Origin of the sequence: Limoniibacter endophyticus (assembly GCF_014652835.1) — a bacterium.
GTDB classification, from domain to species: Bacteria; Pseudomonadota; Alphaproteobacteria; order Rhizobiales; family Rhizobiaceae; genus Limoniibacter; species Limoniibacter endophyticus.
This window is the reverse complement of record NZ_BMZO01000008.1, coordinates 238,101-249,832: the sequence shown is the minus strand read 5'-3', so window position 1 is coordinate 249,832 and position 11,732 is coordinate 238,101. Positions and strand designations below refer to the sequence as shown.

The 11,732-nt window shown below is 56.8% G+C and carries 10 protein-coding genes and 1 pseudogene; 4 read left to right on the top strand and 7 right to left on the bottom strand.

Translation table 11 applies throughout. The features are described from left to right. From IE151_RS13210 to rpsL, 4 genes and pseudogenes are all read right to left on the bottom strand, one after another. A pseudogene (locus IE151_RS13210) lies at nucleotides 1-63 on the bottom strand (GTP-binding protein); the annotation flags it as partial. Nucleotides 64-117: 54 nt separating this feature from the next. Next, a complete protein-coding gene (fusA, locus tag IE151_RS13205) occupies nucleotides 118-2,226 on the bottom strand; it encodes an elongation factor G (protein WP_189490923.1) in 2,109 nt (702 codons plus the stop codon). Between the two features lie 30 nt (nucleotides 2,227-2,256). Beyond that, nucleotides 2,257-2,727, bottom strand: a complete 471-nt coding sequence (gene rpsG, locus IE151_RS13200; protein ID WP_189490919.1) for a 30S ribosomal protein S7 — start codon at nucleotides 2,725-2,727, stop codon at nucleotides 2,257-2,259. 80 nt (nucleotides 2,728-2,807) lie between these two features. Continuing rightward, nucleotides 2,808-3,179 carry a 30S ribosomal protein S12 gene (rpsL, locus tag IE151_RS13195; RefSeq protein ID WP_189490917.1) on the bottom strand — a complete coding sequence of 124 codons (372 nt, stop codon included), beginning with the start codon at nucleotides 3,177-3,179 and terminating at the stop codon, nucleotides 2,808-2,810. Nucleotides 3,180-3,591: 412 nt separating this feature from the next. On the opposite strand from rpsL, the gene IE151_RS13190 reads away from it, so the two are divergent. Continuing rightward, complete coding sequence (locus IE151_RS13190) at nucleotides 3,592-3,876, top strand: transcriptional regulator (protein WP_189490916.1); 285 nt, start codon at nucleotides 3,592-3,594, stop codon at nucleotides 3,874-3,876. Nucleotides 3,877-3,922: 46 nt separating this feature from the next. Here the strand turns inward: IE151_RS13190 and IE151_RS13185 are convergent, their stop codons facing one another. Beyond that, the gene (locus IE151_RS13185) at nucleotides 3,923-5,296 is read right to left on the bottom strand and encodes a PleD family two-component system response regulator (RefSeq protein WP_189490914.1); all 1,374 of its coding nucleotides are present in this window, start codon (nucleotides 5,294-5,296) and stop codon (nucleotides 3,923-3,925) included. 30 nt (nucleotides 5,297-5,326) lie between these two features. Further along, a complete protein-coding gene (locus tag IE151_RS13180; RefSeq protein ID WP_308430500.1) occupies nucleotides 5,327-5,683 on the bottom strand; it encodes a response regulator in 357 nt (118 codons plus the stop codon). A gap of 190 nt (nucleotides 5,684-5,873) precedes the next feature. Between IE151_RS13180 and IE151_RS13175 the strand changes: the two genes are divergently transcribed. From IE151_RS13175 to IE151_RS13165, 3 genes are all read left to right on the top strand, one after another. Next, nucleotides 5,874-6,164, top strand: a complete 291-nt coding sequence (locus IE151_RS13175) for a DUF3572 domain-containing protein (RefSeq protein WP_189490910.1) — start codon at nucleotides 5,874-5,876, stop codon at nucleotides 6,162-6,164. Between the two features lie 79 nt (nucleotides 6,165-6,243). Next, on the top strand, nucleotides 6,244-7,569 hold the full coding sequence (locus IE151_RS13170) for a DNA polymerase IV (protein WP_189490908.1): 1,326 nt from the start codon (nucleotides 6,244-6,246) through the stop codon (nucleotides 7,567-7,569). A gap of 102 nt (nucleotides 7,570-7,671) precedes the next feature. Continuing rightward, nucleotides 7,672-8,202: a putative adhesin gene (locus tag IE151_RS13165; protein ID WP_189490906.1), complete on the top strand. Its 531-nt coding sequence runs from the start codon at nucleotides 7,672-7,674 to the stop codon at nucleotides 8,200-8,202. Here the strand turns inward: IE151_RS13165 and dnaE are convergent. Continuing rightward, on the bottom strand, nucleotides 8,199-11,657 hold the full coding sequence (gene dnaE, locus IE151_RS13160) for a DNA polymerase III subunit alpha (protein ID WP_189490904.1): 3,459 nt from the start codon (nucleotides 11,655-11,657) through the stop codon (nucleotides 8,199-8,201). The genes IE151_RS13165 and dnaE overlap by 4 nt on opposite strands. Nucleotides 11,658-11,732: the final 75 nt, after the last annotated feature.

Sequence of the window (11,732 nt, the reverse complement as noted above, 5' to 3'; positions counted from 1 at the left end):
AACGTGACCGATCGTGCCGATGTTAACGTGAGGCTTAGTGCGCTCAAATTTAGCCTTAGCCATTCCAATCTCCTATTATCGGATCAACCGGAAAAAATTCCAGCTTCCGGGATCGCCTTAAGAGGCTGCTTTCTTCTGGATTTCCTGAGCAACTGCTGCCGGAACCGGTTCGTAGTGGTCAAACTGCATCGTATACTGGGCACGCCCCTGCGAGGACGAACGCAGCGTATCAATGTACTTGAACATGTTGGCCAGCGGCACCATCGCGTTCACGACGATAGCGTTGCCACGCATTTCCTGCCCCTGGACGATACCGCGACGACCAGAGAGATCGCCGATGATCGTGCCGACATATTCTTCCGGCGTCACGACCTCGACCTTCATGATCGGCTCGAGGAGCTGAGCACCAGCCTTGCCGGCTGCTTCACGGAACGCTGCGCGTGCTGCGATTTCGAACGCCAGGACCGATGAGTCGACGTCGTGGAACGCACCGTCGATCAAGGTAGCCTTGACGCCCTGCATCGGATAGCCCGCAACCGGACCGGACGACATGACGCTCTCGATACCCTTTTGAACGCCCGGGATGTATTCCTTCGGAACAGCACCACCAACGATCTTGGATTCGAATGCGAAATCCTTGACTTCGCCGTTCTCGTCCGGGGTATTCGGCTCGAAGATGATCTTGACGCGGGCGAACTGACCCGTACCGCCCGACTGCTTCTTATGAGTATAATCCTGCTCGACCGACCGCGTGATGGTTTCCCGATAGGCAACCATCGGAGCACCGACGTTTGCTTCTACCTTGAATTCGCGCTTCATGCGATCAACGAGAATGTCGAGATGAAGCTCGCCCATGCCGGCAATGATGGTCTGCCCCGACTCGGTGTCAGACTTGACGCGGAAGGACGGATCCTCAGCTGCCAGGCGATTGAGCGCAAGACCCATCTTTTCCTGGTCGCCCTTGGTCTTCGGCTCGATCGCGATCTGAATGACCGGCTCGGGGAATTCCATGCGCTCAAGAATAACAGGCTTCAGCGGATCGCAAAGCGTATCACCGGTCGTCGTCTCCTTCAGACCGGCAAGAGCAACGATATCGCCAGCAAAGGCTTCTTCGATGTCTTCACGGCTGTTGGAGTGCATCTGCAGCATACGGCCGATACGCTCGTTCTTATCCTTCACCGTATTCTTCAGCGACACGCCCTTTGTGAGCTTGCCGGAATAGATGCGCGCGAAGGTCAGCGAACCGACGAACGGGTCATTCATGATCTTGAAAGCAAGCATCGACAGCGGCTCGTCGTCCGAAGCATGACGCTCGATTTCAGCTTCCGTCTTGGCGTCGATGCCCTTGATAGCAGGAACGTCGACCGGAGAAGGCAGATAATCAACCACCGCATCAAGAAGCGGCTGCACACCTTTGTTCTTAAAAGCAGAACCGCAGAACATCGGGAAGAACTTGACGGCGATGGTACCCTTGCGGATCAACGCACGGATCTCATCGTTCGACGGCAGGTTACCCTCAAGATAATTATTCATCGCGTCGTCGTCCATTTCGACGGCCGCTTCGATCATCCGCTCGCGGTATTCTTCTGCCTTGTCCTTCAGGTCAGCCGGAATCTCGACGACATCCCAGGCAGCACCAAGGTCCTCACCCTTCCAGATGAGCGCCTTCATTTCGACCAGATCGACAACACCGGCAAATTCGCTTTCGGCGCCGATCGGCAACTGCATGACGACAGCCTTCGCGCCAAGGCGCTGGCCGATCATTTCGTACGAGCGGTAGAAGTCCGCACCGATCTTGTCCATCTTGTTGCAGAAGATCATGCGCGGAACATGATACTTGTCTGCCTGACGCCATACCGTTTCGGTCTGCGGCTCAACGCCTGCATTGGCATCGAGAAGAGCAACAGCACCGTCGAGAACGCGCAGCGAACGCTCAACTTCGATAGTGAAGTCGACGTGGCCGGGCGTGTCGATGATGTTGAAACGACGCTTCTTGCCATCACGACCTGCCCAGAAGGTGGTCGTAGCAGCGGAAGTGATCGTGATGCCGCGCTCCTGCTCCTGCTCCATCCAGTCCATGGTGGCCGCGCCGTCATGAACTTCACCGATCTTGTGCGACTTGCCGGTGTAGTACAGGACGCGTTCGGTCGTCGTCGTCTTGCCGGCATCAATGTGAGCCATGATGCCGAAATTGCGATAGTCTTCGATCTTATATTCGCGGGCCATGGAAGGTGCCTCTTGCCTCTAGTCGTGCCGTTACCAGCGGTAATGTGCGAATGCGCGGTTAGCGTCAGCCATCTTATGCGTGTCTTCACGCTTCTTCACGGCCGAACCACGGTTGTTAGCAGCATCCAGCAACTCTGCCGAAAGGCGATCGACCATCGTCGTTTCATTGCGGTTGCGAGCAGCATTGATGATCCAGCGGATCGCGAGGGCCTGACGGCGCTCCGGGCGAACGTCAACCGGAACCTGATACGTTGCACCGCCAACGCGACGCGAACGAACTTCCAGGTGCGGAGAGACATTGGCAAGCGCGCTGTGGAACAGGGCCACCGGCTCGCTCTTCGCCTTCTCAGCGATCTGATCAAGAGCACCGTAAACGATGCGCTCAGCAACAGACTTCTTGCCATCATACATGACAGCATTCATGAACTTGGTGATCACGAGATCGCCGAACTTTGGATCCGGGTTGATCTCACGCTTTTCTGCTTTATGGCGTCTGGACATACTAGTCTCGTCTCTCAAAAAATATGGCACCTATCACGCGGAGAACCTCGCGCGGCACCGTTAAACCGAAAACGACCGAATTACTTCGGACGCTTTGCACCGTACTTCGAACGGCGCTGCTTACGATTCTTGACACCCTGGGTATCGAGAACGCCACGGATGATGTGGTAGCGAACACCTGGCAAGTCCTTGACGCGGCCGCCGCGGATCATGACGACGGAGTGTTCCTGCAGGTTGTGGCCTTCACCCGGAATGTAGCCGATGACTTCAAAGCCATTGGTCAGGCGGATCTTGGCAACCTTACGCAAAGCCGAGTTCGGCTTCTTAGGGGTCGTCGTGTAGACACGGGTGCAAACACCACGCTTCTGCGGGTTCTCCTGCATTGCAGGAACCTTATTACGCTTCACCGGCGCCTGGCGCGGCTTGCGGATCAACTGGTTTACGGTAGGCATTCAACCTTCCTCTATTAAAATCTCGGGCCTGAGCCGCGGCTCAAGTGAGCCTTTTCCATACAAAAATTCGGGCTAAAAACCGCTTCCGCGGCTCACCCGAACCAAAAAGCAGAGGAAGCCTTTGGGCTTCGTGCGATCAGGAATGTAAGGCTCACTTTAAAAAAGAACCCTGTTTGAAACATAGGTTCAGGACGAGGCGCCCCGAAAATCGACGTTTCACATCGGCTCTGACGATGCGGCTTCTACATTTTCGATTCCGAGTCGTCAACCCCAAACGTTAATATCAGCCCCGCAAAAGGCGGATTTCTAGGGCTTTGAGCAAGCTACAGGACCCTGGCCGGGTTTACAATGCACCCCGCCCGTGTCATCGCTCGGCTACGTATTCCAATAACACAACGAGATGACAGCACGTATGAACGACAACGAAGAAAAGGCGGTAACCATCATCATTGGCCGTGTCCAGCGCGACGAGGACGGCCCTCAGACCGAAGTGCATGTACTTCTGGTCGCTCCCGACGATGATACCGCCGTGCATAACACGCTGGAGGCGCTGAAGGCTGAGGGCTATGCCTTCGCCGAGCTGGACCAGATCGGCGAAATGCAGGAAGAACCAGACGAAGAGCCCTACGCATCGGCTTACCAGGGTGCGCTTGAAGGTGAAATCGCAGTCGTCAAGGCCGGCGAAATCCGCCGCTGATTCTCTCCCGGCAATGCGCGCGCGACTTTCGGCTGGCGGATCCTGTTCAGGCCGCCTCGGCTGCGACGCGATTACGGCCTGATCGCTTGGCTTGATAGAGCGCGCGGTCGGCGCGCTTCAAGAGATCTTCCATCGTGTCGCCGGTCCATTTAAGCGACGCTACGCCGATAGAAACCGTCACCGGAATCGCCTGGCCATTCTGCCCCACCGTAAATGGCTGGCGTTCCACATCGGCGCGAATGCGCTCGGCAACCTTGGTTGATGAGTCGAACGGCGTATCCGGCATGACGACGACGAACTCTTCTCCGCCGAAACGGCAGGCCAGATCAATTCCCCGCACATTATCGCGCAGGCGCTGCGCAAACTCGCGCAAGATGGCATCCCCTCCATCATGACCCCAGCTGTCATTGATCAACTTGAAATGATCGAGATCGCAAATCAGCAGCGAAAGCGGCTTCTGCCGCGACATGGAACGTGCGATCAAAGTACGCAGGTGGCTGTCGAGATAACGACGATTATTCAGGCCCGTCAGACTATCCGTGACCGCCATCTCAAGCGTTTGCGACAGGCTTGCCCGTAATTCGTCATCATAACGCTTGCGGCGGATCTGGGTTTTGATGCGCGCCGTCAGTTCATGGGGATCAATGGGGCGCAACATAAAATCATTGATGCCGAGTTCCAGCGCGCGCACGACCTTTGCATCTTCCCCCTGCTCCGCAACCATCACGATCGGCACTGAGCGCGTCTTGTCGAGCGAGCGCAACTGCGAGCAGAGCCGCAACGGATCAACTGTTTCCAGCCGTCCCGAAATGATGATGCAATCATAATCTCCCTGCGATGCCTGGAAGAGGCCGGATTGCGGATCAGGCACGACGAGCACGTCGCAGACATTCTGCAGGCTGGAAGAGATGCGCTCCGACGACGCTGCATGTTCATCGATGACGAGAATTTGTGCCTGACGGGCGCCGCTATCCGCGTCTGGACGCATCAAGGCCTCGATGCCTATCATGCGCGTGGTGGACGCTCGCAGCCGCAGTTCATCCGTGAGGGTCTTGAGGCGTACGAGGCTTTTCACCCGCGTCATCAATTGCAGTCCATTGACGGGTTTGCTGAGGAAATCATCCGCGCCTGCTTCGAGTCCCTTCACGCGGCTGTCGATCTGGTTGAGCGCAGTGATCATGACGACGGGCACGTGAGCCGTGCGAGGGTCGAGCTTCAGGCGCTTGCAAACTTCGAAGCCGTCCATTTCCGGCATCATAACGTCAAGCAATATCACGTCCACGCGGCCCGCTTCGCAAATCTCAAGCGCCTCGGGTCCACTCGCCGCCGTCAGGACGTCGAAATATTCCGCCGAAAGCATCGCTTCCAGCAGGCGCACATTGGCCGGTACGTCATCGACGACGAGGATACGCGCAGTCATTTTTCCCCCAAGACAGACGGCTCTCCCCCGTCATGCGTCCCCAAGATAGGATTTTATCGTCTGGATGAAGCGGGGCACGGATATGGGCTTTGAGATATAGGCTTCGCAGCCCCCCTGCCTGATCCGCTCTTCATCGCCCTTCATTGCAAAAGCCGTAACGGCAATGACGGGTATGACATGCAACTCGTCATCGTTTTTCAACCATTTTGTAACTTCCAGGCCCGAAACCTCCGGCAGCTGGATGTCCATCAAGATGAGATCGGGTCGATGCGCGCGTGCCAAATCAAGTGCTTCAAGGCCGCTGCGGGTTGTGATCGTCTCATAGCCGCTCGCGACGATAAGATCGTTGAAGAGCTTCATGTTCAGCTCGTTGTCTTCGACGATCATTACTTTTTTGGCCATGCCGCCTTACCTGCTCGCAATCTTTCCCGCTTCATCTAACGGCGCTTATTGACTGATGTCTTAATGCCCGAACATTGACGAAACGGAAATCTGATGAAAAACCCGGCCATACTCTTTCAAATGATGCTCGACGGCAAGCATCATCCCCTAAAGGTTTTCACCAAGGAGCGACACGATGACCGACATAGCGAAACGAGGCTCCGGTAACGAGGATGTCGCAATCGCGGCGCTAGGGTTCATCGCCGCCGATCCCGAGCTTCTGCCGCGTTTCCTCGACTTGTCGGGAATCGATGCCTCGGCGATTCGCCGCGCCGCTGCCGAACCGGGTTTCCTTGCCGGCGTGCTCGACTTCGTTCTCGCGCACGAGCCCACGCTTCTACGCTTCTGCCAGGAAGCCGAAATAGCGCCGGAGCACGTCGCGCGCGCGCGCCGCGCACTAGGTGGTTTCGACGAAAGCCACTACTGAAGCAGTTGCAAATCCGCTTTCGCCCCTCTCTCGCACGTGCTACTGGAAACGAATAGCGAACATCTTATCCGATTCTGCGATGCAACTGGCGTTGAACGATCCCCGGCATGGCTTCTGCCGCGACTGTCTCGCGCTGCAATCGAAGAAGCGTACGCGTTGCGAAAGCTGCGGCAGCCCGCGCATTATCGCCCATCCCGAACTCTACGCCCTGTCGCTCGGGCATATCGATTGCGACGCCTTCTATGCGAGCGTCGAAAAGCGTGACGATCCTTCCCTGGCCGACAAGCCCGTAATCATTGGCGGCGGCAAACGCGGTGTGGTTTCAACCGCCTGCTACATTGCGCGCATCAACGGCGTTCGGTCCGCCATGCCGATGTTCAAGGCGCTGGATGCCTGCCCTCACGCCGTCGTCATCAAGCCGAACATGGAGAAGTACGCCCGCGTCGGGCGTGAAATCCGTGAGCGCATGCAGGCGCTGACGCCGATGGTCGAACCACTCTCCATCGACGAGGCTTTCCTTGACCTTGAGGGAACTCAGAAGCTGCATCGTCAACCTGCCGCGCTCGTCCTTGCACGCCTTGCCATCGACATAGAAAAGGAGATCGGCGTCACGGTGTCGGTCGGCCTCTCCTATTGTAAATTCCTGGCAAAGGTTGCCTCCGATCTCGACAAACCACGCGGCTTTTCCGTGATAGGTCAGGAGGAAGCACTATCCTTCCTGGCCGACAAGCCGGTTGCAATGATCTGGGGGGTCGGCAAGGCTTTCGATTCGCAGCTCGCCAAGGACAATATTCGCACCATCGGGCAATTGCAGCGCATGGAGAAGAACGACCTGATGCGCCGTTACGGCACGATGGGTACGCGTCTCTATCACCTGTCGCGCGGTGAAGATGTGCGCCGTGTCGATGCAGAGCACGAGATGAAGAGCGTCTCCTCGGAAACGACCTTCGACATTGATATTGCTACCTACAAGGACCTGGTGCCAATCCTGCGCCGGCAGTCAGAGCGCGTTTCCGAGCGGTTGAAGAAATATGGCCTCGCAGGAAGAACGGTCGTGCTGAAGCTGAAAGATAATCAGTTTCGCACCCGGACACGCAACCGTGCACTCGCAGATGCCACACAGCTGGCCGACCGCATCTTTCAAACCGGTCTCTCACTTCTGGAGAAGGAGACCGATGGCACGCGCTACAGGCTGCTTGGCATTGGCGTCAGCGACCTGGTTGATAAGGATCGTGCAGATCCACCAGATCTTGTCGACGAGCAGGCCCGCAAACGCGCACTCGCCGAAGGCGCGATGGACAGGCTGCGCGGCAAGTTCGGAACGGCGACGGTAGAGACCGGATATACGTTTGGAACAAGGTCTTCCGCAAAGAAGGTCCGGCCCGTACTGGATGACGATACCTGACCGCATCGCAAAACCCTGTTTGCATAAAAGTTGTCGCTGTACTTTTCTTTACCGGAAATGAATTGGGCTCATAATCCGAAATTATCTTTCGGGACGAGCGACATGAGAAAAGACAATTTCTGCAAGTATTATGCTGGAATGAGCACTACACCTTCGGGAGAGAAAGTTTATAAATACCGAATTGCCAATATAATCCTGCTGACCACCCATGAGGACGCAGTTCGCGAGGCGATATTGATCAGTCACGGTGGCTATACGCCGAGGCGTGACTTCTTTCGCCGCGGCTCGGGATTGGTTGTGATACCGGACGGCCTAACCATGGAATTTGCCAGCGCGCGCTGCGCAGAAACCTTGGTGGAAACGGGCATAGAAGACGCCGCTCGTGTCCTTGCGGGTTTCCCATATTATACCTCGGAAACCCTAAAGCCAGGTCAGCATGTCGACAATTACAGCCTGACCTACGCCGCGGAAGGGGATCTGTTCACTCCGAGCTCTCACTGTGACGTCATAAAGATCTCTGCAGGGCCGAAGGCGCATCTCTCCGACATCTTCAATGTCTATCGCACGCTCGGCTGTACATGGAAGACCCTGCACTACTTCCCATGCCGCGCCAACAAGCTACTGGCCGCCTAGACCAGTTCGACCTGAACCACGCCAGTCATCGTTCGCAATGCACCGGCAACCGCAGGCGTGATCTTGTAGCGATCCGGAAGACCGATCTCGACCTCGGCCTTGCCATCCTCCTTGAGTACGATGAGACTAACCTGCCCGTCACCCCTCTGCGTCAACTGACCGGCGATCAGATCAAGCGGCTTGGTATCGCGCACATAGAGGCGTAGCGACTTCTGCACACGCGTCGCCTCGACTTCGAGCGACTGTACGGTCTGGATGCGCAGGCTGACGCCTTCCGGACGATTATCAGCGGCAACTGTCATAACCACCGAAACACCCGGTTCCAGTAGATCGCGGTACTGATTGAGGGTTTCCGAGAACATGACCGCTTCGAATTGGCCGGTCGTATCCGAAAAGACGACAATACCCATCTTGTTGCCGGTACGCGTCTTGCGTTCCTGCTTGGAGGTGACGGTACCCGCGAGCCGCCCGGCGCTAGCGCCTTTCTTCACTGCCGCCGAGAACTGCGCCCAGCCTTGTACGCGCATCTTGTCGAGCACCAGTCTGTATTCGTCCAATGGATGGGCGGAGATATAGAAGCCGACCGCCTGGTATTCGCGATGCAACTGTTCGGCGGGCAGCCACGGATCGGCCTGCGCCAGATGCAATGTCGGTTTTTCGCCGGTCGAAGCCAATGAAAAAATGTCTGACTGGCCGGAAGCGGCGTTTTCCTGCGCGCGGCTCGCCATGCCCATCATGCGATCTATGCCGGAGAACATGTCGGCGCGGCTATAACCAAAGCAATCAAGGGCGCCAGCCGCAATCAGGCTTTCCAGCACACGCTTTCCAACAAGCTTGGGATCTATGCGCTCGCAGAAATCTGCGAGGCTTTCGAAAGGACGCTCCTCACGCTTTTCAACGATATGATCTACCGCCGCCTCGCCCACGCCCTTGATCGCCGACAGAGCAAAGAAAATCTGCTTACCTGAAACCTCGAACGGACGATAGGACGTCAGTACCGACGGCGGAACAACCTCGATACCGAGACGCATCGCGTCCTGACGAAAGTCGGAAAGTTTTTCCGTGTTCGCCATATCGTATGTCATCGATGCGGCAAGAAATTCTACCGGGTGATGCGCTTTCAGATAGGCCGTCTGGTACGATACAATGGCATAGGCGGCAGCGTGCGATTTGTTGAAGCCGTAATCGGCAAACTTCGCAAGCAGGTCGAAGATCGTGTTGGCCTGCGCCTTCGTCACGCCATTTTCGATAGCGCCTTCGACGAAGCGCACGCGCTGCTTGTCCATTTCGGCGCGGATCTTCTTACCCATCGCCCGGCGAAGCAGATCTGCTTCGCCCAACGAATAGCCCGAAAGCTCCTGCGCGATCTGCATCACCTGTTCCTGGTAGACGATAACGCCCTGCGTCTCCTTGACCAGATGATCGATCTTCGGATGGATGGAAGCAATTTCCTCCTCCTTGTGCTTCCGCGCATTATAGACCGGGATGTTTTCCATCGGCCCCGGACGATAGAGCGCGACCAGTGCAATGATATCCTCGATGCAGTCGGGGCGCATACCGATCAGGGCCTTGCGCATGCCCGCCGATTCCACCTGGAATACACCGACCGTTTCGCCGCGCGACAGCATCTCGTAAGTCACCTTGTCGTCCAGCGGGATAGTCGACAGGTCGATGTTGATGCCTTTGCGCGCAATCAGCTTCACCGCTGTTTCCAGAACGGTGAGGGTCTTGAGACCAAGGAAGTCGAACTTGACGAGACCGGCCTGCTCGACGAATTTCATGTTATATTGCGTGACCGGCATATCCGAACGCGGATCGCGATAGAGCGGCACGAGTTCCGACAACGGCCGATCTCCGATGACGATACCGGCGGCGTGGGTCGAGGCGTGTCGATAGAGACCTTCGAGCTTCTGCGCCATGTCGAGCAAGGTCTGAACTGCCGGCTCCTTCTCGACCTCTTCAGCGAAGCGTGGCTCTTCCTCAATCGCCTTGTGCAACGGCGTCGGGTTCGCGGGATTGGATGGCACGAGCTTACAGAGTCTGTCCACCATGCCGTAGGGCATCTGCAAGACGCGACCTACATCGCGCAGCACGGCGCGCGCCTGGAGCGTACCGAAAGTGATGATCTGCGCCACCTGATCGCGTCCGTACCGCTCCTGCACATAACGGATCACCTCCTCGCGGCGATCCTGGCAGAAATCGATATCGAAGTCAGGCATCGAAACGCGTTCAGGATTGAGAAAGCGCTCGAACAGAAGTGAGAAACGCAACGGATCAACGTCGGTAATCGTCAGCGCCCAGGCCACCAGCGAACCTGCACCCGACCCGCGACCCGGGCCGACAGGGATGCCCCTCGATTTCGCCCACTTGATAAAATCGGAAACGATGAGGAAGTAGCCCGGAAATTTCATCCGCTCGATGATCCCGAGCTCGTAGTCGAGGCGCTTATCGTAATCCTCGCGCGTGTAGCCCGCAGACATGCCCTGCTTGGCAAGACGCGCTTCAAGGCCTTCACGGGCCTGCCGTGTCAGCTCTGCCGCCTCGGCAGAAACGGCCTCTTCCGGACTCGCATTCTTGTCGGCGGCGAAGTAAGGGAGAATCGGCGCGCGGCCCTGAGTGAAATAGGAGCAGCGGCGGGCAATCTCGATCGTATTTTCTATGGCTTCCGGAATATCCAGAAAGAGCCGGATCATCTCCGCCTGGCTCTTGAGATGATTGTCGGGTGTAAGCTTGCGCCGGTCATCGGCCGCGATGACAGCCCCTTCGGAGATTGCGATCAGAGCGTCATGCGCCTCGTAGTCGTCGAGCGCGGGAAAGAACGCTTCATTGGTCGCGACAAGCGGTAATTCATGCCGATAGGCCAGCTCGATCGAGCGCGTTTCGACATTCTTGTCGAAGCCCTTCGGACGCGAAAGCTCGACATAAAGCCTGTTACCGAAAATGCTTTTCAGCGCCAGCAAGCGCTCTTCCGCAAGTGCTGCATGACCTGACTTGATAGCTGAGCCGATCGGCCCAAGCTCGCCCCCTGTGAGGCAGATGATACCATCTGCGAAGCCATCGAACTTGCCGAGCGGCAGATGCGCCAGATCACCGGGCGTTTCCATGTAAGCGCGGCTGACAAGACGCACGAGATTGGCATGTCCCTCTTCCGTTGCGGCTATCAGCACCAGTGGAAGGAAGTGACTGCCCCCTCTCTTCGCGTTACGCTGCTCTTCAGCTCCGGGAAAAGCAATGTCGAGCTGGCAGCCGATGATCGGCTGAATGCCTTCCTTCGAAGCTTTCTGCGAAAATTCCAGCGCGCCGAACATGTTGTTGGTGTCGGTGATCGCGATCGCCGGCGCCTCATCCTTCGATGCATGCTTGATGATCTTGCCAACCGGCAATGCGCCTTCGAGAAGCGAATAGGCCGAATGCACGCGAAGATGGATGAAGGTCCTGGGAATATTGGCGGTCATGGATTCTTTCGAGTCGTGTGGCGACACTTTTCTTATTTTGAAGCAATCAGCAAGGAAGGTCCAGTCAGGCGAAAG